Origin of the sequence: Wolbachia endosymbiont (group A) of Chalcis sispes (assembly GCF_964026765.1) — a bacterium.
In the GTDB taxonomy this organism is placed as follows: domain Bacteria; phylum Pseudomonadota; class Alphaproteobacteria; order Rickettsiales; family Anaplasmataceae; genus Wolbachia; species Wolbachia pipientis.
Genome location: NZ_OZ034697.1, coordinates 667,922 through 694,029, shown reverse-complemented (window position 1 = coordinate 694,029; position 26,108 = coordinate 667,922). Strand labels below are relative to the sequence as shown.

Below are 26,108 nucleotides of genomic sequence, written 5' to 3'. Positions count from 1 at the left end.
ACAATATATTAAAAAATATTATGAGCTTCGTAAAAGAAAAAAACACCCCTGTGATGGAGCAGTATTTGAACCTGAAAGCTCAATACAAGGATCATTTGCTATTTTATAGGCTAGGAGATTTTTATGAGTTGTTTTTCGATGACGCTATTAAAGCTGCGAAATTGCTGAATATAGTGCTCACTAAGAGAGGTAATTCGTGTGGGCAAGAAATACCAATGTGTGGAGTGCCAGCACACAGTAGTGAGTCTTACCTGCACAAACTAATAGATTTAGGATTCAAAGTAGCAATCTGTGATCAATTAGAAACTGCTGATGAAGCAAAAAAGAGGGGCTATAAATCCATAGTAAAACGTGATGTAGTGCGAGTTGTAACTCCAGGTACAATTATAGAAGATTCACTACTGGAGGATAAAAGCAATAATTATCTCGCGTCCATAGTTGAACAAAATGACGAATATGCTATTAGTTGGCTTGAATTATCGACGGGAAAATTTTTTCACACTTTAACGAGTTTGAAAGCTCTAGATAGTGATTTATTGCGTATATCACCAAGAGAATTATTAATTTCTGAAAAATTCACTGAGGACGAAAAAATTAGATCGATTTTAAAAAATTATAAAATATCAATTACGCAACACGCACAGAGCTTTTTTGAGTATAGTAAATCTCACAGAACATTATGCGAGTTTTATAAAATCAGGGAACTTGGGAGTATAGGAAATTTCAGCAAAGTAGAAATCATGGCGTGCGGTGCACTGCTTGAATATGTCAGAGTAACACAAAGGGGCTCTATTCCAAGGCTTGAATTCCCAAAAACCTATAAGCAACAAAATTTCATGCTTATTGATGCTTCAGCAAGGAGAAATCTTGAGTTGTTTTCAACTCAATTTGGTGAAAAGAAAGGTTCACTAATTTCAGTTATTGATCATACAGTTACAGCTTCTGGTGGACGCCTGCTCAAACAAATGCTCGCTTCACCCCTTGCTTGCTCCAAAGCAATCAATTTGAGGATCAGTACCGCTCAATTTTTTGTAAATAATCATGATTCACGCAAAAAAATACGAGAGATATTATCTAACATTCCGGATATTGAAAGGTCTTTATCGCGCTTAATACTAGGGCGTGGTTCACCAAAGGATATGAACCTATTGAAAATAGGCCTAGGAAAGACTTTAGAATTGTCTGAGTTCTTATGTAAAATTGAATCAGGTGAAAATGGATCTCTCCCACAACAATATGTCATCCAAACTGAGATCCAGCCAGCGTCACGCGCTGGAATAACAGTAAAATCAGACGAGAGTGAACTAAGCACAATACATAAAAGCCTTGGCAATCATAAAGACCTATTTGAACTGTTAAATAGTGCTATACTCGATAATAACCTCAGTTCCGTGAAAGAAGGAGGATTTATTCACTCAAAATACAACTCAGAATTATCTGAGTTATCCTACATATTAAATAATAGTAATAAACTAATAACCAAACTCCGTGAATCTTATCGCGACCTAACTGGCATTGCCGCACTCAAAATATTACACAACAACATACTTGGTTATTACGTTGAAGTGTCGGCAAATCACAAAATAACTTCGGATATATTTATTCATAGGCAAAGCTTAGCAAATAGCATGCGCTACACTACTAATGAGTTGAAAGAATTAGAAAATAAAATTCTTACGGCACGTGATGCTGCAATCGGCTTAGAAATGAAAATTTTTAGTGAACTGTGTAGTGAAGTTGCTAAAGAGTCTGAAAAAATTGCTCTTGCTGCAAATGCTTTGGCAAAACTTGACATTAGAACCGCGTTTGCAGAGCTTGCAGTGCAAAATAATTACGTAAAACCCATTATTGATGACAGCAAAGAGTTCAATATCTGTAGCGGAAGACATCCAGTGGTTGAAGTTAACGATAAATTCATTGCAAATAGCATCAATTTAGCTGGTATACATCTAATTACTGGTCCTAATATGGCTGGAAAAAGCACTTTCTTGAGGCAAAACGCTCTCATTGCAATTTTAGCTCACATGGGGTCATTTGTGCCAGCAGAGAGTGCACATATTGGAGTGATTGACAAGATATTCAGCAGGGTTGGCGCAACGGATAATATAACAGCTGGTTATTCTACCTTCATGGTAGAGATGATCGAAACAGCAACGATAGTAAATCAGGCAACGGACCGTTCCTTGGTGATACTTGATGAAATTGGTAGGGGCACAGGGGTGTATGATGGATTATCTATTGCACAGGCGGTGATTGAACATATTCACAATGTAAATAAGTGCCGCGCCATTTTTGCAACTCATTATCATGAATTAACTAAAGTAAGCAAATACTTGAAGAACGTGAAATGTTTTTGTGTAAAAATAAGAGAGTGGAACGGAGAGGTTATCTTTCTACATGAAGTAATTGAAGGCATTGCAGATGAGTCATATGGAATACATGTAGCAAAACTTGCTGGTTTTCCTGATTCTGTTTTAAATAGAGCAAGTGAAGTGTTTGAGGAGCTGAAGGCTTGAATCATTATTATAAGTGAAGAATTACCTATACAATCGTGGTAGTAGCTATAGAAACGAAAAACTTACTTGACACCCTTCGCCAGCGCCCTTATCATGATAGTGAAGCTATTGTATTTGCTTTCGCCAATCTGCAGATTAAAAGGTAAGGATTACTTAATGTATCGGCGTCTTATGTTCAATTTTTTGCAGTATATAGATACTGTATGTCTTTACAAAACTTCATCTACATCTAGATTTTTATCTAAATAAGCTGAACGCGCTTATAAAGCGTTACAAGACATCAAAAAATGCCAATACTCGACAGAGATAGTAAAAGACTAGCTAACTCGGGGATTCTTTGTCTTTTTTTCTGCTTGGTAAATTTCTTAAACATTTGCAGCGTAAGTTAGTTGCAATTAAAAGCGGCTGAATCTCGCTTGTCAAGCGTTTAAAACATAAAAAACGCCAATATTTTAAAGCGGATAATAACCCCAGGGCTTCTTTTGCCTTTTTTTTCATTTGGTAAATTTCTTAATGTTTGTGGCTAACATGAACAAACATTTGAGAGTAACTTCCGCTAGTAGGGTGTCATCCCAGTGTCTGGGCACTGGGATGACAAAAAAAGGAGGCTACTCGGATGACAGCTAGCCTGACAACCGTCATCCCGCTGCTTGTTAGCGGGATCTCTTGTTAGCGCCGCGGCGGTATGACGTAGAATTTTACACTCACCAATTCAGTGTCCAATCTGGATTCCAGACTGGAATGACACCCTTTTGGATGGAAACCAGTGTCAGGACACTGGGATGACAAGAAAGAGGCTACTTGGATGATACCTATAGCCCTGTCATTCCAGCGCGTGACGCTGGAATCTAGTTCTTATTATATATCCAGAGATTTACTATATTAGTAATATCAAACTAGATCAATTCTTGCTACTTCAATTTTTCTTTCAGTTAATTCCTGCCCGGCACGTTAAGTCTAGCCTTTTATAAATGAACCAGAATTATAATTTATCTTTTAAAAATCTCAAATGTAATAAATTTATGTTTTAAAGGATTTGATATATCAAATTTTATTGTATTTACTTTCTCATCAAAAACTATAGTATTCTCATCTATGTGATATCTGTCTATTTGATATGCTAGTGAAAATGCGTCAAGCTTATCAGAAGTTGGAGGAGATTTATATACCACTACATTTAAAGTTTCTAAGTCTAAGTTCACTCTAACAGTCACAACACCTTGTTCAAACGAACTTTCAAACAAACCTTGAATAGATTCACCATGCATACATGGCGGGTCCATTCTTACAGCAGATATACATCGATTATATATTGCATCCCCTGAACCGTTGTGCATGCACATCGTAAAATCTTTACTTCCTTGAAAAAGGTCTATAAAATCTACCATAACACTTCACCACTACATAACAAACACTTTATAATATTATAAGTAACTAGCAAGCTCCATTACTAATTTCGTAGTGACTCTAATTGCAAAATTTAATATAAGTAGTAAAATAGAACCACTGAATAAAAAACATATGTTAATTAATACAACGTCGGAGCTGGAGGACATATGTGAGGGGTTGATAGCAAAAAAGCCAAAATTTATAGCAGTTGACACGGAGTTCATTAGAAATAATTTAATCTACTACCCAAAATTATCGTTAATTCAAATTTCTTACGGAGAGAAGAGTTTTATTGTAGACGCATTAGTGCCAGAAATTGATTTATCATTCATTAAGAAAATAATGCTAAATCAGGGGATAACCAAAGTGTTTCATAGCTGCCGGCAGGATATAGAATCCTTACTCACTGTATTTAAATGTATTCCCACTCCCATTTTTGATACCCAAGTTGCTGCTATGTTTTGTCATTATTATCATGACTTTATTGGTTACTCAAAAGTAGTGGAGCAATATCAAGGAATAGCACTGGATAAAATTAAAGCTAAAAATTCAGATTGGTTAAGGCGTCCGTTGTCCGAAGATCAGTTAGATTATGCAGTAAACGACGTGGTACACCTATATGACCTATACCAAATATTGTGCAATAAACTTGAAGAAAATAATAGGATGGGTTGGTTTCAAGAAGAGATGGAATCAATAGTTGATATAAATAAGTATTTACATAGCCCAAAAGATGCATGGAAGAGGATTAAATTTAATTATGAAGTAAATCCAAGATTGATACTAACTGTTAAAGCAGTTAGTGAGTGGCAAGAAACCTTAGCACAGCGCTATAATATGAACCGTAATAAAATAATCAATAATGCTGTAATAGCTGATTTTATTGAAAAAAATGTAGAGCATGTTGATGAGATTTTAGATGATCTCAAGAGGAATACAAAAAATATAAAAGATGCGGATTTACTAGAGTTTGTGAATATTTTTAATGAAAATGAGAGAAATTGGATGCAGCAAAACAACACCTTATCGAGTAATTATGATAAATCTGTACTTGATATACTCTCAATTATTTTAGATAGTAAATGTAAAGAAAGTAACATATCAAGGAAATTAGTTTCTTCAAAAGATGAGTTAACCGGGTCAATATCTAGACAGACAGATAAATTATTCAAGGGATGGAGATATGATTTTTTTGGCAGGTCAGTTGAATCATTTTTGAACACAAGCTCAAAATTTGAGATTTCAGCAGTGAAATCCGCAAATAATATAACCAAAATTCAGAGTAATTTAGTGGAGAATAACTGTTGCTAAAGTAACTTAGATTTATCGACAATCGTCATCCCGCTACGTGTTAGTGGCTAAGAGATACCGCGGCGGTATGACGGTTAAGTAGGGTGTCATCCCAGTGCCTTGACTACTTCGATCCAGGAAAATTGATTGTAAACGAGCAAACATTTTCGATAAAATTACCAAAAAGCTAGATCCCAGACTGGGATGACAGGAGAGAGAGGCTACTGGGATCCTGACAACCGTCATCCCGCTGCTTGTTAGCGGGATCTAGAGATACCGCGGCGGTATGACGTAAAGCTACGTGTTTAGGTTTAATGAATCTACTATATCTTTTACTTGAGAAAAAACATACTCTTTGCTTACACTGTTATCGATAATACAGTCACTCACCTTCCTTTTCTCCTCAATAGATAACTGAACATTGGAGATTAGATTAAGCTTTTCTTTATCTATGTCGCGTTCGTTAAGTCTTTGAGTTTGCACAACGCTATCTGCATGGACAAAAACAATAAGGTTGCAATATAAATAAAATTTTGTTTCTAATAGAAGCGGCACATCTAAAACTAAAAGCTTTCTATCGATCTTTTTTTCCTTGGCAATAAAAAATTCTAATTCACGCAGCACAGCAGAGTGAACCAAAGATTGAAATTGTTTCCAATTTTCATCATAGGCTAAGAAATATTTAGACAGTACTGTTCTATCTATTTCACCATTTACTACCACTCCAGGAAAATTTTTCTCTGCATAACTTATTATGCTTTTATCCACTTTATAAAGTTGGTGTACAACAGAATCAGCATCAAATACAGCAGCACCAAACTCTTGAAAGCAATTAGCTACAAAGCTCTTTCCTACCCCAATTCCGCCTGTTAGACCTATAATCATATAGCAAAATGCATTAACTTCTTTTGAAACTATATTTACAGTAGCTGCTGTGTCTACTAAAAACCCAAATTTGGCTATGCAGAGGCTCTGATGATACAAGAAAAAATAAACAGCTATCATTTTTTTAGTAATTAAGTAAAATAGAGTGAAAGATTGCGAGGAAGTTTTGAAAAATAAGATAAAAAAGATAGTAATTTCAGGAAAGGAAGTGTGGCCAATCATCGAGGGCGGCAAAGGCATTGCAGTTAGTGATGGAAGATCAAGCGGAGCATTTGCTGCAGCAGATGCTGTGGGTACATTTTCTGGTGCAAATGCTAAGCTTATTGATGATAATGGCGAGTTAGTGCCACTAATTTATAAAGGCAAAACAAGAAATGAAAAGCATAGTGAATTGATTGAGTATAGTATTGAAGCTGGAATTAGTCAGGCAAGAATAGCAAATGAAATATCAAAAGGTCATGGAAGAGTACACATGAATGTACTTTGGGAGATGGGGGCAGCAGAACGCGTGCTTCATGGCATATTGGAAAGAGCAAAAGGCTTAGTTCATGGTATTACCTGCGGTGCTGGTATGCCTTATAGGCTTGGGGAAATTGCAGCTAAATATCAGGTTTATTATTACCCTATTATCTCATCGGTGCGTGCTTTTAAAGCATTATGGAAGCGTGCTTACCAAAGAATATCTTCCTATTTGCTTGGTGGAGTAGTGTATGAAGATCCATGGCTCGCTGGAGGGCACAATGGACTGAGTAACAGTGAAGACCCAGAGCTACCACAGGCTCCATTTGAAAGAGTTGCAGAGCTTAGATCTTTCATGAACGAGATCGGTCTTTCAGAAACACCAATTGTTATGGCAGGAGGAGTGTGGCATTTGAAAGATTGGGAACATTGGTTTGACAATCTGCAAATTGGACCAATAGCTTTTCAGTTTGGCACTCGTCCACTTTTGACGAAAGAAAGTCCAATTTCTGCAGAGTGGAAAAAGAAGCTACTCACTTTAGAAGAAGGTGATGTATTTTTAAATAAATTCAGTCCAACAGGGTTTTACTCATCTGCAGTAAAAAATAACTTCATACGTGAGTTGCAGGAACGGAATTCACGTCAAATAAAGTTTTCAGAAAATGCTAGCGAAGAATTTAATAATGAATTTGCAATGGGTAGCAGAGGTAGGAAGATCTACCTTACTGCAAAAGACAAAGAACTGGCAAATACATGGACTAAAGCAGGGTATACAGAAGCAATGAAAACTCCAGATACAACTGTTATTTTTGTGACGCCAGGCAGGTTTGCAGAGATAAGACAAGATCAAATCAATTGTATGGGATGCTTAAGTCATTGTTTGTTTAGCAATTGGAAAGATCATGGTGACCATTCAACAGGACGAAAGCCAGATCCGCGTAGTTTTTGCATACAAAAAACACTGCAAAACATTATACAGGGTGGTGATATTGAGAACGAACTCATGTTTTCCGGGCACAATGTGTACAAATTTAAGCAAGATCCATTTTATGAGAATGGCTACGTACCGGCAGTAAAAGAACTGGTGGAAAGGATATTGACTGGGTATTGAGTCAGTGACCTTACCCAGAAAAAGTGGAGAGAAAGTGTGGAATGTTTTTTACAAAAAGAATGATGCATCAAATTGTTCTGGAATGCAATAGTTAATAGTGACGTTGTTTGTTATAAAAAATTTCTATGTATTCAAATATTGCAGTTCTAGTGTGTTGAGCAGAGTGTTGTGAAGTATCAATAAGTATTTCTCTTTTCAATGAGCTAAAGAAGCTTTCTGCAACAGAATTGTTGTAACAACAGCCTTTATTACTCATCTATATTCTTTACAGCTAAGAGATATTGATACCCTTGCGCAGTATATTGTGAACCTTGGTCACTGTGCAGCAGTAGATTTTTAACAGGTTTACGCCTATTAATGGCCATTAATAAAGAGTTCATAACCAATTGTTTATTTATTGCACTACTCATTAACTACCATACGTGAGAATTATTGCTGCCAAATATAGCCATCCCTCCTTGGTTTTGATGTAAGTAATCCCATACTTTATTTGGTTGATCAACAATAAAGTTTTGATCTAGTATATTGGGAGCTACAGCTCTATTATCTGTTTGTTGTTTTTTAATTTTAAACTTTCTTCTCAGTATAGCCCTGATGTCATTTTTCTGCATAATACTTTGCACCGTTTTCAAATTGCAACTTTTACCCAAAGCCTTCAATTCAGCATGAATTTTAGGAGCTCCATATCTACATTTAGAAACTTGATATATTTTTTGAATAGCTTCGAGTAGCTCTTTATTTGCTGATTCTCTACTGCTTATTTTTCTTGTGGTCCACTTATAGTAGCCACTAGCAGAAAATCCTACATAATTCCTGTACTTTATAGCAGTTACTATATAAAAAAATATTTTACTCTTTTTGACTGGCCAGGGCTTTTTTTTAAATGTCTCTTTCCCTTATTACTCTTGCTTTGTAAATCAAACCTCTCTTTGTCGTAAGGAGCCATGTTACCTCTACCTGGAAATGCATCTGCTGCCGACTTTTTTTCGTTGTGTTTCTTTATCCATTTTCCTAATAAACCACCCTTTATTCCTAAATCCTTTGCTATTTTTGTAATTGTTTGACCTGCCTTTCTTTGTTCATTTGCCAGTTTAACAGCTTCCAATTTGAATTCTGCCGTATATTCTCTTACCATTTCTAATCCTCCAAAATTTTATTTTACCCAAAAAAACTCTTTTCTTTCTCTCCACTTTTTCTGGGTAAGGTCAGTTTACTGGCCTCTCCATGAGTGAGATTGAAAAATTAAGTGGAAATCTGTGAACGGTTACCTTGGATGACAGAAAAGAGTGTTGGAAGGAGGCAATATTAAAAACTTAATTTCAGTCCAGCCAAGAACACATAACCAGAGTTGTTATTTTCTATTTTAGGTTCTTTGGTACTAAATTTTACAATATCGAAATAGTATGAAGTACCTAAAAAAAGAGAATTTTCAAGACTTAAAGCATATGATGTTAACTCGTTTGTACCTTCGCCTGCAATATCCCTACCACTACTAAAATATGTTAAGCTTGATTTGTAAGAATCAGAATGGTAAGCGATACCTGCATTCATATAATACGTATTATTTATTTCAGGATTACGCTTCTCACCAGATTTACCACCATTACCATACGAAAAAATGCAATCAAGATCGAACAATTTTAGCTTCAAACCAAAATTCCAGTGTAGTAATTGATTGCGGCATTCATAATTTTTAGAAGTCCCATCTGAGCAATCAGTTAAATTTTCTCTTGCAAATTCACCAGTTAAGGCAGTAGTAAAACCTATATCATCTGACAAGCTGTTTTTATAGGAAAGGCCAGCAGCAATTAAATTGCTGTACTGTAAGTTATTTTTTCCTGGAACATAACTGAATCCGAGTTGAAAGTTATAGATTTCAGGGGAGATGTAGTTAATTGATGATTGTTTTAACCCTAGTTCGAGTTCATTATAATCGCTATAAATATTGGGCTTGACCCAGAACACCTTGTCTTGATCATATCCAGGGTCACCATCCTTTTTATGATCACCGCGCAAATTTGCATAGTTTGTCCAATGACCATTTACTCCTCCAGCAGCTGCATAAATTTTTGAAGTGTTAATTAACATGCTCTGACCAACTAAACTTCTTTTACCATATTCAATTGATCCAAGTTCCTGGTTTTTTATGATAAAATACCATTCCTCCATGTCTAACTTTTCTATGTCTAACGCTTTTAGGTTTGCAATACCAGAAACCCCTGCCTTAACATTAACCCCCATTTGAGTATTTGGATAAACTTGCTGTAAATAAAGAAAGCGCAAGTATGAATAACTTGAAGTTTTATCCTTAGGCTTAGCATTGAAAGAATCTCTGTTGAAGGCGTAGCCGAATCTCAAATCTATTTTTCCGTCTAGTTCTGCATAAAATATTTCCTTATCCAAAATTGTTTTAGAGCTAGCACTATTCTGCAAAAACAATGATGAAAGCAGTGCTACCAGGTAGTACTTTAACTTCATAAATAAACTTAAATCTTTATAAAAATTTAAGTTTAAACTCAATATAAATAAAAAACAACTTTTCAGAAGGCACCGCTGGTAGATTTTGCTGCCTATTTTTGAGCTATATTCCCATAAATTATTGATACACTTGGTAATTTTTGCATTAATAACTGCTTATTAATGGCAGAATGTATACGATTAATTATTTTAGATGTACTTTTTACATCGCAGTTAATCAAAACAAAAAGCACTTTATTCTCATCAATATACCCTAGAAAATCATCACTACGGCAATTTTTATAAAAATGTTCTATGACAACTTTCAGTGCATCATTTGTCTCGCTACAGCTACTATTTAAGCCAATTATTCCTATAGCTGCATTAATTTGATGTTGAAAGGCGAAATTCAATATAACGTATAACTCTAGAATAGTGGACTCATTGCCCGGTATATCGAATAAGTCATGGTTTTTATATTTTTTACCCATTAGATATTTATCTCTAAAGATTCCTAGTTTATGGGACAAACTGATATCACGTATTAATAGCTCATAATTTATTTTATTACTGGCAAATTGTGCAGTGCGGAAAACTTTTACTTTTGTCCTGATATCTTCTCCTTTAGCATCAGTTAAGGAAAAATCTATCACTTTAGGTAATATATCAAGTAAATCGTGCCCATTTTCGGTATACTCTAAATAATTCTTCATGTCGTCAGCTGCTCTTGCACTTAAAATATTGATTAACGGCTTATTAAGTAAATTCTCTTCCTCGTATTTTAACAAATTCCTTGCGGCTTGATTGAGCTCTAAAATTAACACGTTTTTTTTCTTATTATCCTGACAAACAGATACCACAGCATCATCTTTTCTTCTTGCAGTTATGAAATCATCCATACTTTCATTCTATACAGCGTATTTATAAGTATAATAAGATTATATTAAGATTTACTTACTTATTGATATGCTTAATTAGGTATAGACAAAATGTCATACGGGATGGCTTTGTTGTAGAAGAATCAAGATTACTGTTTATAGACTTCAAGTTACTGCAAAAAATATTTTAAAACATAGTGATATCTTGACTTTACCTAGTTAATATTCCAAATTATAAAAAAACAGATAGTTCTATGACGACAAGTCTATTACAAGGCAAAAAGGGATTAATAACCGGAATAATAAATAAGAGATCAATAGCATACGGTATAGCAAAAACTCTCTCAGAGCACGGAGCAGAACTTGCAATCACCTACCAGAATGAAATAATAAAAGAAAAACTATCACCAATAGCAGATGAACTAAATGTGGAGCTAATATTACACTGCGACGTTTCAAATGAAAAAATCATAGATAACGCTTTCGAAATAATAGAGAAAAAATGGGGTACTCTTGACTTTTTGGTGCATGCAATAGCATTCTCCGATAAAAATGAGTTAGATGGTAAATATGTCAATACTTCACTGGATAACTTCCTCAATGCAATGCATATATCGTGCTATTCTTTCACTGCTTTAGCACAAAGAGCTGAAAAAATGATGTCAAATGGTGGTAGTTTACTTACTTTATCTTATTATGGCGCTGAAAAAGTTATGCCAAATTATAACGTTATGGGTTTATGTAAAGCGGCACTTGAAGCAAGTGTAAAATATATAGCATGTGATCTCGGGCCACAAAATATCAGAGTAAATGCAATTTCCGCTGGTCCAATCAGAACTTTAGCATCTTCTGGAATAAGCGATTTTCACTCCATATCAGAATGGAATAGAAATAATTCTCCGCTCAGACGCAATGTTACAATAGAGGATGTTGGCAAGGCAGCGTTATACTTATTAAGCGACTTAAGTAGTGGCACTACTGGAGAAATTTTGCACGTTGATTCAGGATATAACGTTGTGGGAATGAAGGTAGTTGACTAACAAAGCACTAGTTCCTTCGGGTTCATACACAACTCTATCAGGAGTTTTGTGACTGTGATTGCAGAAAACATCGAACATAAAATTCCTATTGATAGAGTGACAGAAAAGCCTCTTATTGCTCCACTGCCAATAATGAACATTATTCCTGCAGCAATTAATGTAGTGATATTTGAATCCAGTATTGTCTTTATAGCGTTTTTAAACCCTTCTTCAATAGCACGTTCCGCTCTCTTGCCAGATTTTATTTCCTCACGAATTCGCTCAAATATTAAAACATTTGCATCCACTGCCATACCGACAGTGAGTGCGATACCGGCAATTCCAGGTAAAGTTAGAGTTGCTTCAAGCAGAGTGAGAATTGATAATATAAGAATTACATTAGAAAAAAGCGCAACAGAGGCCAATACACCTAATTTACCGTAAGTGATGATTATAAATAAAGCCACGGCTATAATAGAGATTGTTGCTGCCATTTCCCCTGCCTTTATTGATTCTTCTCCAAGACTTGGGCCAATGTTTTTTTCTTCAATTATTTTAAGTGGTGCTGGCAGTGCTCCAGATTTTAAAAGTATTGCAAGTTCGCTTGCTTGTTTTTCAGTGAAATTACCGCTAATTTCTCCCTCTCCATTTAAAATTGGCTCACGTATTGTAGGTACTGTTAAGACTGTGTTATCCAGAACAATTGCAAAAGGTTTTCCCACATTTTCTTTAGTGATTTTCGCGAATCTTTTACTCGCTATACTGTCAAATTTAAAATGCACTGTCGGTTTACCTAAATTGCCGAATCTAACTGATGCGTTAACCAGCGAATCACCACCTATTTCAGTTTTGCGGAATATTGGATAAGAATTACCTAAAGAATCCTTGAGCATGACAGTAGTTTCGTGATCTATATCCTGCACCTTGGCTATGTTAGTGTTTGCCAAATGAAAAGCTAGCTTAGCAGTTTTGCCAAGCAGAGATTTTATCTGCTTGGTATCTTCTACTCCAGGCACCTGCACTAATATTTTATTCTGCCCTTGTTTTTGAACGCTGACTTCCTTTGTGCCAAGTTTGTCCAAACGGCGCTGGACATTGTTTATTGATTCTGCAGCTACTTCACTGATCAAAGAATTTTTATAATGGGGTTTATACGAAATGAGAATCGAAGAATCTTTTCTATTTAGCTCTAAATTTGGATTTATCGTATTAACCAACACAGATGCTTTTTTATAATCATCAATATTATTTAAAGTTATAACGCTATTTTGTACGTTAGATTCAATATTTTTTGTTAGCAATGTCTCTTTTATCTCACCTGCTAGCATGCCTAGCTTTTCCTTAAAATAGAAGTCTAAGTCTATGTTTAGAAGCAAAGATGCCCCTCCTTTCAGGTCAAGGCCTAAGTTTATTCTTTTTTTCGAAATAAAAAGCTTATTATCAAAGAAATTTGGCAGTGTTATGTATAAAGCAAGTAAACAGATGCATAATACTGAAAAAGATTTGATTATAAGTCTGTTGTACATAAGTTGTAGGTTTAAAATTGCAGTGTAAGTTAAAAATAGATTTTTGTAAAATTCTCTATTTGACCTTACCCAGAAAAAGTAGAGAGAAAGTTAAGACGTTTTTATCATGAGAATAAATTGTGCAGGAATGCAATAGTTAATAGTAGAATGTCTACGTTATTTGTTATAAAAGATTTCTATGTATTCAAATATGGCAGTTCTGGTTTGTTGAGCGAGAAGTATCAATAAGCAGCTCCCTTTTAAGTGAACTTTTCTGCAACGGAGTTATCGTAACAACAGCCCTTATGGCTCATGCTGGAAATGATGTTTTTTGTATTCAATAGAAATTGGTAATTTTGAGAGGTATACTGTGACCCTTGATCGCTATGTAACAGCAGATTTTTATCGGGTTTGCGTTTATCAACGGCCATCAATAAAGAATCTATAACTAATTATCATGTTACTCATTAACCACCATGCGTGAATATAGGTCAATTATTGCCGCCAACAACCTTCTTTAGTTTTTATGTAGGTAATCCCAAACTTTATTTGGCTGATCAGTAGTAAAATTTTGATCCAATGTGTTCGGAGCCACAACTCGGTTGCTTATTTGCTGTTTTTTATTTTTGAACCTTCGTCTAAGAACCTGTTTAAAATCTCGGAGAGATGAGGTAAAATAGTGGTAGATTAAGAATGAGGTATATCTATGCGTAAAAATTATCCAAGTGATATGAGTCGAGAGCAATTTGAAAAAATCAGACCAATACTAGAGAGTAGCAGGAAGAAAACGAGACCAAGAAAACTTGATTTGTATGATGTATTTCGTACAGTGTTATACGTCCTAAAAAGTGGTTGCCAGTGGAGAATGTTGCCAAAAGATTTTCCAAGGTGGGAAAGCGTATATTACTATTTTCAAATGTGGAATAAAAAGAATGGAGAAGAACCAAGTTTGTTGGAATTAGTTTTAAAAAAAATTGGTTGGAGAGATCCGTATCAACAATGGTCGGAAAGAGAAAACTAGCTTCTGTATAATTGATGCTCAAAGTGTTAAAAACACAGATACTGCTGAAAAAAAGGGCTATGATGCAGGTAAAAAGATTTCAGGCATAAAGCGTCATATTGCAGTTGATACTCAAGGTCTACCACATGCAATTTATGTAACAACAGCAGAAGTAACTGATCGTAGTAGCGCTGTAAGAATGGTTGAAAATGCTAAAGATACCCTTTCTGAAGTCAAAAATATATTGGTTGATGCAGGCTACACAGGAAAAATTTTTGCAACCCAAATAAAAGATATTATTGGTGCAACTGTTGAGGTAATAAAGCGCAGTGAATTACATTCTTTTGTTGTATTGCCAAAGAGATGGGTTGTTGAGCGTTCTTTTGCTTGGTTAGAAAAGTGTAGACGGCTATGGAAAAATTGCGAACGTAAACTCAATACCAGCTTGCAAATGATTGTCCTTTCCTTCATTTCTCTCCTATTACGAAGATTTTAAACAGGTTCTAAGCTTGGCTTTAATGCCATTTTCTTGCATAACACTTTGTACTGTTTTAATTTTTGCCTAAAGCTTTTAATTCAGCGTGAATTTTAGGGGCTCCATATCTGCATTTAGAAGCTTGATGTATTTTTTGAATATCTGCTAGAAGCCCTTCTTTTGCTAATTCTTTACTGCTTTTTTCCTTAGCAACCAATACCACCAGTACAAAACCCTACATAGTTCCTGTGTTTTATAGCAATTTCTATATAAAAGAATACTTTACTCTTTTTCTTTGCCCAGGGCTTTTTTTAAGATGTCTCTTTCTCTTGTTAGTTCTTTTTTTAGATCAAATCTTTCTTTGTTATAAGGAGCCTTTGCCTGGAAATGCGTATGCTCCAGACATTTTTCCATCATATTTTCTTACTTAACATACTGCCATCTATACCTAGATCTTTTGCTATTTTTGTACTTGCTTGACCTGTTTCTTTAACCAGCTTAACAGCTTCTAATTTGAACTCTGCTGTATATTCTCTTCTATTTGTCATATTTTGAAAAAACGTTTTATTTTACTCCAAAAACGTCTTAACTTTCTCTCTACTTTTTCTGGACTACTCCGAATCGGTTGACAAATTGGACGTTTGATAAGCATAATTTGGAGCTTCTTGTGTAATGACTATATCATGAGCGTGACTCTCTCTTAATCCTGATGCAGTAATAGTCATAAATTTGCAGTTTTTCTTCATTTCTTCTATATTCCTGTTACCAGTATAACCCATTGCAGCTTGCAATCCGCCAATTAATTGATGGATCACTCCTGAAGCTGGACCTTTAAATGGAACTCTTCCTTCCACTCCTTGTGGAACTAATTTAAGTTTTGAATCTTTATCTTGAAAATAACGGCTAGCTGAACCTCGTTTCATTGCACTAATAGATCCCATTCCTCGATAGCCTTTATATGCTCTGCCCTTATACATGATAATCTCACCTGGGCTTTCGTCAGTGCCAGCAAAAATCGAACCAATCATCACAGAGTCAGCACCAGCTGCAATAGCTTTTGCAACATCTCCTGAGTATTTTACCCCACCATCAGCAATTAGTCTTACGTTTCTTGCTCTACACGCCTCTGCAACATTCTTGATTGCAGAGAATTGTGGCACACCAACGCCTGTAACTATTCTGGTTGTACAGATTGATCCTGGTCCTATTCCAACCTTCACTGCATCAACACCCGCATCAATCAACACTTCAGCAGCCTCCTTTGTTGCAATGTTTCCGCCAATTAATTGCGTATTAGGATACATCCTTTTTATTTCCCTAATGGTATTGATAACGTTTTCGGAATGACCGTGAGCAGTATCCACAACAACTACATCAACTTCTTCTCCGATCAAAGCTTCACATCTTTCTATACCATCTTTTTTACCAGTGCCAATTGCAGCGGCAACTCTGAGCCGCCCTTTACTGTCTTTACATGAATTTGGGTATCTATTGTATTTTTCAATGTCTTTAACCGTAATTAAACCTATACAACAAGAATTTTCATCTACGACCAAAAGCTTCTCTATTCTATTTTCATGCAACAATTTCATTGCTGAAGCATTATTCACTTCCTGCTCACATACTGTGATTAACTTATCTTTTGTCATCACTTCGGAGACTTTTATATTCATGTTCTGGTCTTCAATAAACCTCACATCTCGGTTAGTTAAAATTCCAACTAACTTGCGTTGATCAACTACAGGAATGCCAGAATAATTGTGCTCTCTCATTAATGAAATTGCTTCCGCAACCGTTTTATCTGGTGAAATCGTAATTGGGTTATACACGATCCAACTTTCATATTTTTTCACCCTTCTCACTTCTAAAATTTGTTCATCTATTGATAAATTCTTATGTATGCAACCTATTCCCCCATGTTGGGCAATAGCTATTGCAAAGCCCGATTCAGTAACAGTATCCATTGCAGAGGATATGAGAGGGATATTTAGTTCTATACTATTTGTTAAATAAGTTTTTGTATCTGCATCGCAAGGCAATATATTAGAATAGGCTGGCAAAAGAAGTATATCGTCAAACGAATAACAAGCTTCCATTTTTTTCATAGGCTTTATTTAAAGCTTATACGCCAATTAATTAAATTGCAATAGGCAAAATTAGCTAGGAGCCTTTAATTGTATAGCTCTAACTGTTTTTAGGAGATAGAAAAGCTATATAGTTGCTAATACATTTTATTGCAAAATAAGCATTCTACATTATTTGCCAGCAAACAAAACTGCTCAATAGTTAAGTTTTCTGGACGCTGGTTTCCGCTCAATTTAGCGTTTTCAAGGACAGTTTCAGCGTGGTTCGTTATATTTTGCAAGCTATTTCTCAGCATCTTTCTTCTTTGAGCAAAAACAGCACGTGTTAATTTTATTAAGGTTTCCAAGTTTACTACAAACTTTGGGGTAGGCAAAGGATTTACTGTAATTACTGAAGAATGTATTTTTGGTCTTGGAAAAAACTCTTTAGGTTCAATATCAAATTCCTTTTTTATATCACATAGTAACTGGCTTAGCACTGATAAGGAACCATAATCTTTAGAATTGGGTCTTGCCGTAATGCGATCTGCTACCTCTTTTTGAAACATTAATGTCAAGTTCGTAAAAAATTTTATATTATTTAACCACTTTAAAAATAACACTACCGAGATATTGTAAGGCAAGTTAGCAATAACTTTAACTGGGCGCTCTATCAGCTCTTCTTCTGTAACATGCAGTGCATCCGCTTCTATAATTCTATACTTTCCTTGATGCTCATTTAGCAGTTGGTCATGGTGTTTTACTAAATCTCTATCTTTTTCTATAGAAAGTAGAGATTTTGGATTATGGGCCAATATTTCTCTTGTTAATGCACCATATCCAGGACCAATTTCAATGACATTAAAATTTTCCAGACTACCAGCTAAAGCGACGATTTTTTTTGTTATCTCACTCGATAAAATAAAATTTTGCCCTAGACTCTTTTTTGGCTTCAGTAAAAATTTTTTCATATTATTTTCATTATACAGTATTTTAAAAATTAGTTGACGAAAATTCATTGATAATTGTATATTATTAATGTGTTTAACGCCGGCTTAGCTCAATTGGTAGAGCAACTGACTTGTAATCAGTAGGTTGTCAGTTCAAGTCCGACAGCCGGCACTCTCGCCCATATAAGTAAAGTTGATGTCCTTTTTAATAGTAGCAAATTGGAAAATGAATGGAATGCGTTCTTCATTTGTTGACTTTATAGGCAAACTTAACAACAAGAGCAACGAAATTACCTCTAAGCTAGTGATTTGCCCTCCTTTTACGTCATTTCCAAGCAGTATAGAGTTGAACAATAATATTAATATAGGAGCACAGAATTGCCATCATAAAAAGTTCGGTTCTTACACAGGTGAAATTAGCGCAGAAATGTTAAAAGAACTAGGGTGTACTTACGTAATACTTGGGCATTCTGAAAGGGCCAATGAAAAAGATAGTGAAATAAAACTTAAGTCGGAAACAGCAATAGAATCAGGCCTACACCCAATTATTTGTGTAGGCGAAAATTCAGAAGATTATAAAAGTGGAAAAACAAAAGAAGTAATAGAATATCAATGCAAAAACCGCTTGCCAACACACGGTGAATATACCGTAGCATATGAGCCAATATGGGCAATAGGCACAGGTCATGTGCCAAATAATGATGCAATTGCTAAGGTGATAGAGGTAATAAAATTGTGTACTAGTAAAAAACACATTATATATGGTGGTTCAGTCAGTTCAGAAAATATAGAAAATTTGCTCAGTATCTCAAATTTATCAGGAGTTTTAATTGGCAGTGCAAGCTTAGATTTCGATCACTTTTATAAAATTATACAACAAGTTGAAAAAAAGTTTTCTCTTATCAATTCTAAAATCAGCAACTAAGAATCCTATGATAAATGTCATCATTCCAGTGTCAAGCATATATAGCTAACCCAAGAAAGATTTCCCTACGTCATACCGCGATTCATTCGCGGTATCTCAGCATAGATTCCGCTAACGAGTAGCGGAATGACGAATTTGTTGTTTTTCAAATTGTAGGTAAACCTAAGCCACTTTAGCTATATCTGTACGAACATCTAGTATAGCTAAAGTAATCTAGAAAATTAACGATATTTTATTCCCCGGTGAACGCTCTATTTTGTTTTCCAACTCTAGTTCTAAAAGAGCCATTAGAGCTATGTTGGTAGAAAGTCCGCTTGCTAATATAAGTTCATCTATATCAACAGGTACAGAGTTAATATGATCAACTATAACAGATTTTGCCTGTTGTAATTTTTCTTGTTTTTGGTTAACAAAATGGTGCTCAACATCAAATAGGTTTTTTTGCTGCGGAGGTAAACTAAACCTAATACTCTCTATTATGTCATCAGCGGATTCGATAAGCTTAGCACCGTTTTTAATTAAATAATTACTACCACTACAGCGTGAATCTAAAGGGAAACCAGAAACTGCAAACACCTCTCTCCCTTGATTTAAAGCAAAATCTGCTGTTATTAGAGAGCCAGAACGTTTCGATGCTTCAATCACTGCAACACCCAGCGATAGACCAGATATAATTCGATTCCTCTGAGGAAAATATTGAGGCTTTGGTTTAGTAGCAAATGGAAGCTCAGTAATTACTAACCCACCGTTCCCAGTGATTTTTTTGTATAGATCAAAATTCTCTTTCGGATACACCGCATCAATTCCGCTTGCTGTAACAGCAATAGTGGGATGATTTTTGTATATTACACTGTTTGCTGCAGTATCGATTCCTTTTGCAAGTCCAGAAACGATAACAAAACCAGCTTCACTTAAATCAAGTGCCAACTTATTGGCAAAATTTCTTCCATTCATTGAAGAGTTACGCCCACCGATTATTGCAATTATCTCACGGCTTAATAATGATATATCACCAAGCGCAGTTATTACAGGAGGACAACTAGAGATATTTCTTAAAAGATCAGGGTAATCTGGGTCACATGCGGGTATAATTTTAGCTCCAATTCTTTTTGCATTATTGATTTCTTCTCGTGCATCTTGAATGCCATACACCTTATTATTAGCCACCCTATTGAGATATTTTAGCACCTCATCTAGCGATCCGTGTGTTTTTAGTATACTAAAAAACTTTATTGGTCCTATAGTTCTAGCCAAGCTTAACCATACTTCTAATTCTTTGTTGTTCAATTTATTTATCTTCATAAAAGGCTTGAATTTCTTATCAATTTAGTGTACCCAAGATAATGCAAATATACAGTGTTTTATGACGCATTTTGTTACAGATAAATGCATAAAATGTAAATATACGGACTGTGTGGAAGTATGTCCCGTTGACTGCTTCTATGAAGGTAAAAACATGCTCGTGATTAACCCAGATGAATGTATTGATTGCGGAGTGTGCATACCTGAGTGTCCAGTAGATGCAATTGTAACTGATGATTCCGTAAAAGATATTTTAGAACTAGATGAAGAGTTGCTGAGCAGAGAACAAAAAACTTTCAAGTTATTTTACGATATAAATGTAGAATACTCACAAAAATGGCCAAATATCACAGCTAAGAAGCAACCTCTCTATACTGCAGAAGAGTATAAGGAAAAAAAGGATAAAACAGCTTATTTTGATGAAAATTTAGAATAATACTGCTAAAGAGGAAGAAACTTTTTGTATTTCAGGGTTATTGTTTTTGGTTGCTGAAAATAGTTGCGTTATCTAAGTTGTTATGCTGATAAATTAGTATCGATTAATTTAAGGATTAAGGAAAAAGGCTTATTGACTTTTGAAATATTTGATTATAAAACTAGCTGTTAGCATTAAATCTTGGGGGTAAGTTATGAGTATAAATAAAAGAGAAACCATTAAAAAGATTGAAGGGTTACTTTTTCAAGCAAACGGTAATCTTGAAAAAACATGTGATCTATTATCAACAGTAGAGTTAACCGAAGATGATATTAAAATATTGCTGGAAGAGATGATAAAAGAGTATCATAGCTTATCTGAAAAGATTTCTTATAGTTGTGGAATTACTGCAGGCGGTGCACAAGATGCCAACGCAAACAGCTTCAACGAAGTTTTTAAGCTAGGTTCACAAGAGTTAGCATTAGCAATGATGTCAGATTTCAGAAAGTCTTATGATCAAGAATTATTTAAGAAATATAAAAAAGAAGAAATGTCTTATCCTGAAGGAGAAGGAATACAATTTATTAGAGAATTGAGAGTTCTAAGTAGAATACTTACTATATCTTTAATAGGAAACTTGATGAAGTTTACAAGTTTACTCCAGAAGAAATTGAGCGTTTGAAGGAATATATGTTAGTTAGCAACTATGATACAAGCAAAAGTCTTTCTGATATAGACAAATATATGCATGCACTATCTGCCTTAATTAGAAACTCTTCACTTGATACAAAAAAGATATTTGAGCTAAATAATCGAATGATAATACACACTACAGCCTTAATTGATTTAGTAACTAGTGGAGTAGTGAAAAAAGAAGAAGCAAAAGAACAATCTGCTGAGGATTTAGAAAAGCTTGTCTGTGAACAGTATAAAGGTACAGCAAACATGCCAGTACCGTTGCCGAGCACGCTATTTGAAGTGGATAAAAAAAGTGCTTGAAGAAAGTAAGAAGGTCTTATAGTTAGCCAAAGTAGGTATTTAATAAGCTTAATGTAACCATTATATATGCTATATAGTAAAACATAGAATGCTTATGGTTCCAACTATAGCAATTTTAAGTGGTGGGTTTTCTTGTGAGAGAGAAGTGTCGCTTATGAGCGGAAAAGCAGTAAAGAAGGCACTTGATAGCCTTTCATATAATGCAATAGAAATAGATGTTGACAGCAACATTGCTGAAAAGCTTAAAAAAATTAATCCGGGCCTTGCTTTTATCGCTCTGCATGGACCTTATGGTGAAGATGGCTGTACTCAAGGTTTATTGGAAATCTTAGGCATAAAATATACACACTCAGGAGTTATGGCTTCTGCTGTTGCTATGAACAAGGCAATGTCAAAGCATATATTTTGGTTCCTGAACATTGATACCCCAAAAGGTTACATAATTAATCGAGAAGATGTACTAAAAAATAACATTAAAATTGATTATCCGTATGTCTTAAAACCAATCAATGAAGGCTCAAGTATCGGAGTACACATAATTTTCTCAAACAAGGATTACTTAAAATTAAAAAACATATTTGGTGTTATTCCAGCGCGTGACCAGGAAAAAGAAAAATGGATCCCAGTGTCAAATACTGGGATGACAAAAGACTATTCAAGAGACTTGATGATCATAGAAGAATATGTCCCAGGAATAGAGTTACATACTGCTGTATTGCTGGATGAAGCAATTGGCACTATAGAAGTACGACCAAAAAATAAATTCTATGATTATGAAGCAAAGTATACAGATGGATTTGCAGAACATATATTTCCTGCTGAAATTCCTAACAATATATATAAAATGACCTTGGAACACGCACTGAAAGTTCATCAATTTTTAGGATGCAAAACTATTTCCCGCTCAGATTTCCGTTATAATCCCAAAAATAACACTTTAAAAATGCTTGAGATTAATACACATCCTGGCTTTACTGAGTTATCGTTAGTGCCAGAAATTGCAAAATTGGCAAAAGGAATCAATTTTAATGAATTAGTTAAAATTATTATTGAAGATAGTTTGCAGCACAAAAATATTAGGGATTTAAGTCATGTTGAGCAGTATTACTAGAAGCCAAAGGAGTTTTTTGCGTAAGTGTGCCTTGGTTATTATCACAGCACTTTTTCTTACGCTAATACTTTACAGCTCACTTGATAAAATAATAAATCGATTTAATTACTACTTTACTTGGTATAATGACTGCCTATCTAGTTTATTACTCAGTAGTGGATTTTCAATCGACGAAGTAGTCGTGAGCGGCAATAAATTTACAAACAAAAAGGATATTCTAAGTTTGACAGATAGAACGCAACCTATCCTGTATATATCACTTTCAAAACTTGCCGGTAACATACAATCCGTAAGCAGGTGGATAAAACACGTAAGAGTTCACAGAATTTTGCCCAATACTCTACACATTAATATAGATGAGCATAAACCGTTTGCTCTCTGGAAAGATAATAACAAAACCTCGGTAATTGATTTTGAAGGTAAAGTGATCGTAGATGACTATCTAGTAGATGATCTTGTTGTAATTACAGGACAAAACTCGTTATCAAACCTAGAATTTGTTAGAGATGTGTTGGAGAGTAAAACTCAATTAAGAGACCACATTTCTTCTTTTGCTTATATAGGGAATAGAAGATGGAATATCATACTTGATAACGATTCCACAGTAAAACTGCCTGAAGATAACCCTTATAGTGCATGGGACTATTTAAACCACTTACACAATACAACTGATTTTACTTTCAGCGATTGGAGTATTATTGATATGCGTATTACTGATAAAATCTTTGTGAAGAGGTGATCTGCTGTAATCCAAGTAGCCCCTTTTCCTGTCATCCCAGTGCCCAGACACTGGAATCCCGCCGCGAACCGTCATACCGCGATTCATTCGCGGTATCTCTTAACATAGATCCCTTATTTAACCGCCATACCTTAACATAGATCCCGCTAACACGTAGCGGGATGACGAGGTTATCGTCATGTCACCGCGAACCGTCATACTGTCACGAACCGTCATACCGCGATTCATTCGCGGTATCTCTTAACATAGATCCCTTATTTAACCGCCATACCTTAACATAGATCCCGCTAACACGTAGCGGGATGACGAGGTTATCGTCATGTCACCGCGAACCGTCATACCGCGATTCATTCGCGGTATCTCTTAACATAGATCCCTTATTTAACCGCCATACCTTAACATAGATCCCGCTAACACGTAGCGGGATGACGAGGTTATCGTCATGTCACCGCGAACCGTCATACCGTCACGAACCGTCATACCGCGATTCATTCGCGGTATCTCAGCCGCTAACAAGAGATCCCGCTAACACGTAGCGGGATGACGGTTGTCGTTTAGCTATAAATATTTAAGAAATTTACCAAACGAAAAAAAAGGCAAAAGAAGCCCCGTGGTTGGCTAATTACTTACATTATACTTTCAAGTATGGCGTTTTTTTATTCTAAACGCTTAATAACCGCGATTTAGCTGCTTTTTAATGCAACTAACCTTTAGTCATAAATGTTCAAGAAATTTACTAAACAGAAAAAAAGGCAAAAGAAACCCTAGGGTAGCTAGTTATTCACTATCCATTTTTTAAGTTGGCGTTTTTTTATGTTTTAAATGCTTTATAAGCGCATTTTAGCTTATATTAGGTAAAAACCTAGAAATTTTATAAAGACATAAGGTGCACATAGTGCAAAAAATTAAACATGAGACACCAGATACGTGAGTTTTTTTGTCATTTAATCTGTACAGAGAAGATAAATAAATAGCTTCAGTTTCATGATAAGGGGGCTGGCGAGGTTTGTCAAGGAATTTTTATGCAAGAGATCTATTGAAATGCCCCTGTAAAATTATACTATTAATTAGTACACTATAAATTTAAAATTATAGATATGTTAAGCAGATTGGTAATTTTGCTATTAGTTTTTATACTTCCTTTTTCTTCATACTCATACCAGTTTAGAACCAAAGCAAAGCAAGCAGTAGTCTTAGATTTAGCTTCAGACTCATTCATTTTTGACCATAATTCTGACGAAAAAATGGCCCCATCTTCAATGAGCAAGCTAATGACTTTATATATAGCCTTCGATTATCTAAAAGCTGGAATAATACACATGGAGGATAAATTTCGAGTAAGCAGAAAAGCGTGGGAAAGGAGAGGCTCTTCTATGTTTTTGAAAGAAGGTCAATCCGTTACGGTGAGGGAATTACTTGAAGGAATTACAATAGTCTCAGGCAATGATGCCTGCATAACACTAGCCGAGGGTATTGCAGGATCAGAAGAGAATTTTGTGGCTGAAATGAATGAAGTTGCACAAAATTTGAATCTGAATGACAGTCATTTTGTCAACTCAAGCGGGTGGCCAGATGAAGATCATTTTATGAACGCAAAAGACTTGGTAATGCTGGCAAAAAGGATTTTCACCGATTTTCCTGAATATTATGATTTATTTTCCGAACAATATTTGACATATAATGAAATTGTACAAAAGAATAAAAATCTTCTACTTTTTCACGATATTGGGGTTGATGGCTTAAAAACCGGTTATACAAATGCTGGTGGTTACGGCATTGTAGCATCTGCAAAACGAAATGATAGGAGAATTTTTGCTGTCGTAAATGGTTTAAACACTGAGAAAGAGCGAATAGAAGAAGCAAAAAGACTGATACAATACTCCTTAAATCATTTTAACACCAAGAAAATATTCGCTAAGGATAGCGTAGTTGAGGAAGTAAATGTTCTCTATGGAAAAGATAGAAAAGTGCCTATTACAGTTGCAAACGATGTTACCATAACTTACAACCGCAAATTGCATGACCAAATTAAGGTGCGTATTGAATATAAAGATATGATACCTGCACCCATTAAAAAAGGTCAAGAAGTGGGCGAAGTTTTTGTAGAAATACCAGGTATTGAGCAACAAACTACACCACTTTATGCAGCAAATGACGTGCAGGAATTGAATTTCGTAGAAAAGTTTTTTAGGATGTTGTTTTAAGTTTGATATTAAAGCAATTTCGAAAGAGAGATCTATTGCACTTTAGTGTAGTTTTAACTAACAATTTCTGTTACAATACAAGATTGAAGTGTTACGAAAATGTGCTGGTTATATTTGTTGCTGTCTAGTATCCTAGAGATACTGTGGGCTGTAACACTAAAGTTTAGTAACAGTTTTACTAAAGTTGTGCCTTCGATTGCAACATTGGTAATTATGATCATTAGCATTTATTTTTTATCTCTTGCAGCATGCTTTCTACCTATTAGAGTATGCTATGCAGTTTCCTCTGGAATATGCACAATTGGAATAACTATAATTGGTGCAACCACTTTCACAGAGAATATTAATTTATCTCAAGTTTTATGTATCGTTTTAATTGTAATAGGAAGCATAGGGCTGAAGCTCTCTATTTAAAC

Annotated in this window: 30 protein-coding genes and 1 tRNA gene; 14 read left to right on the top strand and 17 right to left on the bottom strand. The window is 35.1% G+C overall.

The window, feature by feature from the left end; translation table 11 throughout:
* Positions 1–20: 20 nt before the first annotated feature.
* On the top strand, positions 21–2,516 hold the full coding sequence (gene mutS, locus AAGD72_RS03510; protein WP_341815120.1) for a DNA mismatch repair protein MutS: 2,496 nt from the start codon (positions 21–23) through the stop codon (positions 2,514–2,516).
* A gap of 321 nt (positions 2,517–2,837) precedes the next feature.
* Here mutS and AAGD72_RS03505 read toward each other — a convergent pair whose 3' ends face one another.
* Both AAGD72_RS03505 and AAGD72_RS03500 read right to left on the bottom strand, forming a co-directional pair.
* Positions 2,838–3,014 (bottom strand): hypothetical protein, encoded by a 177-nt coding sequence (locus AAGD72_RS03505; protein ID WP_264339401.1) that lies wholly within the window; start codon positions 3,012–3,014, stop codon positions 2,838–2,840.
* 491 nt (positions 3,015–3,505) lie between these two features.
* Complete coding sequence (locus AAGD72_RS03500) at positions 3,506–3,904, bottom strand: hypothetical protein (RefSeq protein ID WP_007548550.1); 399 nt, start codon at positions 3,902–3,904, stop codon at positions 3,506–3,508.
* 133 nt (positions 3,905–4,037) lie between these two features.
* Between AAGD72_RS03500 and AAGD72_RS03495 the strand changes: the two genes are divergently transcribed.
* Entirely contained in the window at positions 4,038–5,216 is a 1,179-nt protein-coding gene (locus tag AAGD72_RS03495; RefSeq protein WP_141457325.1) for a ribonuclease D, read from the top strand.
* 276 nt (positions 5,217–5,492) lie between these two features.
* Here AAGD72_RS03495 and coaE read toward each other — a convergent pair whose 3' ends face one another.
* A complete protein-coding gene (gene coaE, locus AAGD72_RS03490; protein ID WP_341815119.1) occupies positions 5,493–6,080 on the bottom strand; it encodes a dephospho-CoA kinase in 588 nt (195 codons plus the stop codon).
* 166 nt (positions 6,081–6,246) lie between these two features.
* Between coaE and AAGD72_RS03485 the strand changes: the two genes are divergently transcribed.
* The gene (locus AAGD72_RS03485; RefSeq protein WP_341814591.1) at positions 6,247–7,650 is read left to right on the top strand and encodes an NAD(P)H-dependent flavin oxidoreductase; all 1,404 of its coding nucleotides are present in this window, start codon (positions 6,247–6,249) and stop codon (positions 7,648–7,650) included.
* A 91-nt stretch (positions 7,651–7,741) separates the two neighbouring features.
* On the opposite strand, the gene AAGD72_RS03480 is transcribed toward AAGD72_RS03485, so the two are convergent.
* The 6 genes from AAGD72_RS03480 to AAGD72_RS03455 form a co-directional block, all read right to left on the bottom strand.
* Positions 7,742–7,906 carry an IS3 family transposase gene (locus tag AAGD72_RS03480; RefSeq protein ID WP_341814590.1) on the bottom strand — a complete coding sequence of 55 codons (165 nt, stop codon included), beginning with the start codon at positions 7,904–7,906 and terminating at the stop codon, positions 7,742–7,744.
* Positions 7,899–8,060 (bottom strand): DDE-type integrase/transposase/recombinase, encoded by a 162-nt coding sequence (locus tag AAGD72_RS03475; RefSeq protein WP_010082071.1) that lies wholly within the window; start codon positions 8,058–8,060, stop codon positions 7,899–7,901. The genes AAGD72_RS03480 and AAGD72_RS03475 overlap by 8 nt, the downstream gene beginning before the upstream one ends.
* A gap of 3 nt (positions 8,061–8,063) precedes the next feature.
* Entirely contained in the window at positions 8,064–8,360 is a 297-nt protein-coding gene (locus AAGD72_RS03470) for an IS3 family transposase (RefSeq protein WP_094189604.1), read from the bottom strand.
* Positions 8,361–8,482: 122 nt separating this feature from the next.
* Complete coding sequence (locus AAGD72_RS03465) at positions 8,483–8,785, bottom strand: transposase (RefSeq protein WP_081818090.1); 303 nt, start codon at positions 8,783–8,785, stop codon at positions 8,483–8,485.
* A 170-nt stretch (positions 8,786–8,955) separates the two neighbouring features.
* Positions 8,956–10,128: a porin gene (locus AAGD72_RS03460; protein ID WP_264705760.1), complete on the bottom strand. Its 1,173-nt coding sequence runs from the start codon at positions 10,126–10,128 to the stop codon at positions 8,956–8,958.
* A gap of 92 nt (positions 10,129–10,220) precedes the next feature.
* Positions 10,221–11,006 (bottom strand): hypothetical protein, encoded by a 786-nt coding sequence (locus AAGD72_RS03455; protein ID WP_341814589.1) that lies wholly within the window; start codon positions 11,004–11,006, stop codon positions 10,221–10,223.
* A gap of 233 nt (positions 11,007–11,239) precedes the next feature.
* Between AAGD72_RS03455 and AAGD72_RS03450 the strand changes: the two genes are divergently transcribed.
* Entirely contained in the window at positions 11,240–12,025 is a 786-nt protein-coding gene (locus AAGD72_RS03450) for an enoyl-ACP reductase (protein WP_006280349.1), read from the top strand.
* On the opposite strand, the gene secD is transcribed toward AAGD72_RS03450, so the two are convergent.
* Together secD and AAGD72_RS06385 are read right to left on the bottom strand one after the other, a co-directional pair.
* Complete coding sequence (secD, locus tag AAGD72_RS03445) at positions 12,022–13,530, bottom strand: protein translocase subunit SecD (RefSeq protein ID WP_341814588.1); 1,509 nt, start codon at positions 13,528–13,530, stop codon at positions 12,022–12,024. The two genes, AAGD72_RS03450 and secD, sit on opposite strands and share 4 nt — an antisense overlap.
* Before the next feature lie 239 nt (positions 13,531–13,769).
* Positions 13,770–13,940, bottom strand: a complete 171-nt coding sequence (locus AAGD72_RS06385; protein ID WP_080717647.1) for a DDE-type integrase/transposase/recombinase — start codon at positions 13,938–13,940, stop codon at positions 13,770–13,772.
* A 275-nt stretch (positions 13,941–14,215) separates the two neighbouring features.
* On the opposite strand from AAGD72_RS06385, the gene AAGD72_RS03440 reads away from it, so the two are divergent.
* Positions 14,216–15,005, top strand: a protein-coding gene (locus tag AAGD72_RS03440; protein WP_341814566.1) for an IS5 family transposase whose coding sequence is annotated in 2 segments (ribosomal slippage) — positions 14,216–14,476 and positions 14,478–15,005 — 789 coding nt in all. Because the reading frame shifts where the segments join, the coding sequence is not laid out codon by codon here.
* A gap of 55 nt (positions 15,006–15,060) precedes the next feature.
* Here AAGD72_RS03440 and AAGD72_RS03435 read toward each other — a convergent pair.
* The 5 genes from AAGD72_RS03435 to rsmA all read right to left on the bottom strand — a co-directional run bounded on the left by AAGD72_RS03435 (position 15,061) and on the right by rsmA (position 18,018).
* Positions 15,061–15,201 (bottom strand): IS3 family transposase, encoded by a 141-nt coding sequence (locus tag AAGD72_RS03435; protein ID WP_160142645.1) that lies wholly within the window; start codon positions 15,199–15,201, stop codon positions 15,061–15,063.
* 65 nt (positions 15,202–15,266) lie between these two features.
* Entirely contained in the window at positions 15,267–15,401 is a 135-nt protein-coding gene (locus tag AAGD72_RS03430) for a hypothetical protein (RefSeq protein WP_007548353.1), read from the bottom strand.
* Positions 15,398–15,532, bottom strand: a complete 135-nt coding sequence (locus tag AAGD72_RS03425) for an IS3 family transposase (RefSeq protein ID WP_007548354.1) — start codon at positions 15,530–15,532, stop codon at positions 15,398–15,400. The genes AAGD72_RS03430 and AAGD72_RS03425 overlap by 4 nt, the downstream gene beginning before the upstream one ends.
* A gap of 63 nt (positions 15,533–15,595) precedes the next feature.
* Positions 15,596–17,089 carry an IMP dehydrogenase gene (gene guaB, locus AAGD72_RS03420; RefSeq protein WP_341814587.1) on the bottom strand — a complete coding sequence of 498 codons (1,494 nt, stop codon included), beginning with the start codon at positions 17,087–17,089 and terminating at the stop codon, positions 15,596–15,598.
* A 116-nt stretch (positions 17,090–17,205) separates the two neighbouring features.
* Complete coding sequence (gene rsmA, locus AAGD72_RS03415) at positions 17,206–18,018, bottom strand: 16S rRNA (adenine(1518)-N(6)/adenine(1519)-N(6))-dimethyltransferase RsmA (protein WP_341814586.1); 813 nt, start codon at positions 18,016–18,018, stop codon at positions 17,206–17,208.
* Between the two features lie 78 nt (positions 18,019–18,096).
* On the opposite strand from rsmA, the gene AAGD72_RS03410 reads away from it, so the two are divergent.
* Positions 18,097–18,169, top strand: a tRNA-Thr gene (locus AAGD72_RS03410).
* A 24-nt stretch (positions 18,170–18,193) separates the two neighbouring features.
* Complete coding sequence (locus AAGD72_RS03405) at positions 18,194–18,922, top strand: triosephosphate isomerase (RefSeq protein WP_341814585.1); 729 nt, start codon at positions 18,194–18,196, stop codon at positions 18,920–18,922.
* Between the two features lie 213 nt (positions 18,923–19,135).
* Here the strand turns inward: AAGD72_RS03405 and dprA are convergent, their stop codons facing one another.
* Positions 19,136–20,224, bottom strand: coding sequence for a DNA-processing protein DprA (gene dprA / locus AAGD72_RS03400; protein ID WP_341814584.1), 1,089 nt, complete (start codon positions 20,222–20,224; stop codon positions 19,136–19,138).
* A gap of 61 nt (positions 20,225–20,285) precedes the next feature.
* On the opposite strand from dprA, the gene AAGD72_RS03395 reads away from it, so the two are divergent.
* From AAGD72_RS03395 to AAGD72_RS03365, 7 genes are all read left to right on the top strand, one after another.
* On the top strand, positions 20,286–20,660 hold the full coding sequence (locus AAGD72_RS03395) for a ferredoxin family protein (RefSeq protein ID WP_341814583.1): 375 nt from the start codon (positions 20,286–20,288) through the stop codon (positions 20,658–20,660).
* Positions 20,661–20,853: 193 nt separating this feature from the next.
* Positions 20,854–21,321 carry a hypothetical protein gene (locus tag AAGD72_RS03390; protein WP_341814582.1) on the top strand — a complete coding sequence of 156 codons (468 nt, stop codon included), beginning with the start codon at positions 20,854–20,856 and terminating at the stop codon, positions 21,319–21,321.
* 8 nt (positions 21,322–21,329) lie between these two features.
* Complete coding sequence (locus AAGD72_RS03385; protein ID WP_341814581.1) at positions 21,330–21,638, top strand: hypothetical protein; 309 nt, start codon at positions 21,330–21,332, stop codon at positions 21,636–21,638.
* Positions 21,639–21,726: 88 nt separating this feature from the next.
* Entirely contained in the window at positions 21,727–22,749 is a 1,023-nt protein-coding gene (locus tag AAGD72_RS03380; protein ID WP_341814580.1) for a D-alanine--D-alanine ligase, read from the top strand.
* The gene (locus AAGD72_RS03375; protein WP_006280710.1) at positions 22,730–23,488 is read left to right on the top strand and encodes a cell division protein FtsQ/DivIB; all 759 of its coding nucleotides are present in this window, start codon (positions 22,730–22,732) and stop codon (positions 23,486–23,488) included. The genes AAGD72_RS03380 and AAGD72_RS03375 overlap by 20 nt, the downstream gene beginning before the upstream one ends.
* Before the next feature lie 1,097 nt (positions 23,489–24,585).
* Positions 24,586–25,692, top strand: coding sequence for a D-alanyl-D-alanine carboxypeptidase family protein (locus AAGD72_RS03370; RefSeq protein ID WP_341814579.1), 1,107 nt, complete (start codon positions 24,586–24,588; stop codon positions 25,690–25,692).
* 99 nt (positions 25,693–25,791) lie between these two features.
* A complete protein-coding gene (locus AAGD72_RS03365) occupies positions 25,792–26,106 on the top strand; it encodes a DMT family transporter (RefSeq protein WP_010082606.1) in 315 nt (104 codons plus the stop codon).
* Positions 26,107–26,108 lie beyond the last annotated feature (2 nt).

Bases quoted from the DNA above. Each gene is read 5' to 3' on its own strand.
- mutS (WP_341815120.1), top strand. From the start codon at position 21: ATGAGCTTCGTAAAAGAAAAAAACACCCCTGTGATGGAGCAGTATTTG.
- AAGD72_RS03505 (WP_264339401.1), bottom strand. From the start codon at position 3,014: ATGAAAAAAAAGGCAAAAGAAGCCCTGGGGTTATTATCCGCTTTAAAA.
- AAGD72_RS03500 (WP_007548550.1), bottom strand. From the start codon at position 3,904: ATGGTAGATTTTATAGACCTTTTTCAAGGAAGTAAAGATTTTACGATG.
- AAGD72_RS03495 (WP_141457325.1), top strand. From the start codon at position 4,038: ATGTTAATTAATACAACGTCGGAGCTGGAGGACATATGTGAGGGGTTG.
- coaE (WP_341815119.1), bottom strand. From the start codon at position 6,080: ATGATTATAGGTCTAACAGGCGGAATTGGGGTAGGAAAGAGCTTTGTA.
- AAGD72_RS03480 (WP_341814590.1), bottom strand. From the start codon at position 7,906: ATGAGTAATAAAGGCTGTTGTTACAACAATTCTGTTGCAGAAAGCTTC.
- AAGD72_RS03475 (WP_010082071.1), bottom strand. From the start codon at position 8,060: ATGAGTAGTGCAATAAATAAACAATTGGTTATGAACTCTTTATTAATG.
- AAGD72_RS03465 (WP_081818090.1), bottom strand. From the start codon at position 8,785: ATGGTAAGAGAATATACGGCAGAATTCAAATTGGAAGCTGTTAAACTG.
- AAGD72_RS03460 (WP_264705760.1), bottom strand. From the start codon at position 10,128: ATGAAGTTAAAGTACTACCTGGTAGCACTGCTTTCATCATTGTTTTTG.
- AAGD72_RS03455 (WP_341814589.1), bottom strand. From the start codon at position 11,006: ATGGATGATTTCATAACTGCAAGAAGAAAAGATGATGCTGTGGTATCT.
- AAGD72_RS03450 (WP_006280349.1), top strand. From the start codon at position 11,240: ATGACGACAAGTCTATTACAAGGCAAAAAGGGATTAATAACCGGAATA.
- secD (WP_341814588.1), bottom strand. From the start codon at position 13,530: ATGTACAACAGACTTATAATCAAATCTTTTTCAGTATTATGCATCTGT.
- AAGD72_RS06385 (WP_080717647.1), bottom strand. From the start codon at position 13,940: ATGGCCGTTGATAAACGCAAACCCGATAAAAATCTGCTGTTACATAGC.
- AAGD72_RS03430 (WP_007548353.1), bottom strand. From the start codon at position 15,401: ATGATGGAAAAATGTCTGGAGCATACGCATTTCCAGGCAAAGGCTCCT.
- AAGD72_RS03425 (WP_007548354.1), bottom strand. From the start codon at position 15,532: ATGACAAATAGAAGAGAATATACAGCAGAGTTCAAATTAGAAGCTGTT.
- guaB (WP_341814587.1), bottom strand. From the start codon at position 17,089: ATGAAAAAAATGGAAGCTTGTTATTCGTTTGACGATATACTTCTTTTG.
- rsmA (WP_341814586.1), bottom strand. From the start codon at position 18,018: ATGAAAAAATTTTTACTGAAGCCAAAAAAGAGTCTAGGGCAAAATTTT.
- AAGD72_RS03405 (WP_341814585.1), top strand. From the start codon at position 18,194: ATGTCCTTTTTAATAGTAGCAAATTGGAAAATGAATGGAATGCGTTCT.
- dprA (WP_341814584.1), bottom strand. From the start codon at position 20,224: ATGAAGATAAATAAATTGAACAACAAAGAATTAGAAGTATGGTTAAGC.
- AAGD72_RS03395 (WP_341814583.1), top strand. From the start codon at position 20,286: ATGACGCATTTTGTTACAGATAAATGCATAAAATGTAAATATACGGAC.
- AAGD72_RS03390 (WP_341814582.1), top strand. From the start codon at position 20,854: ATGAGTATAAATAAAAGAGAAACCATTAAAAAGATTGAAGGGTTACTT.
- AAGD72_RS03385 (WP_341814581.1), top strand. From the start codon at position 21,330: ATGTTAGTTAGCAACTATGATACAAGCAAAAGTCTTTCTGATATAGAC.
- AAGD72_RS03380 (WP_341814580.1), top strand. From the start codon at position 21,727: ATGCTTATGGTTCCAACTATAGCAATTTTAAGTGGTGGGTTTTCTTGT.
- AAGD72_RS03375 (WP_006280710.1), top strand. From the start codon at position 22,730: ATGTTGAGCAGTATTACTAGAAGCCAAAGGAGTTTTTTGCGTAAGTGT.
- AAGD72_RS03370 (WP_341814579.1), top strand. From the start codon at position 24,586: ATGTTAAGCAGATTGGTAATTTTGCTATTAGTTTTTATACTTCCTTTT.
- AAGD72_RS03365 (WP_010082606.1), top strand. From the start codon at position 25,792: ATGTGCTGGTTATATTTGTTGCTGTCTAGTATCCTAGAGATACTGTGG.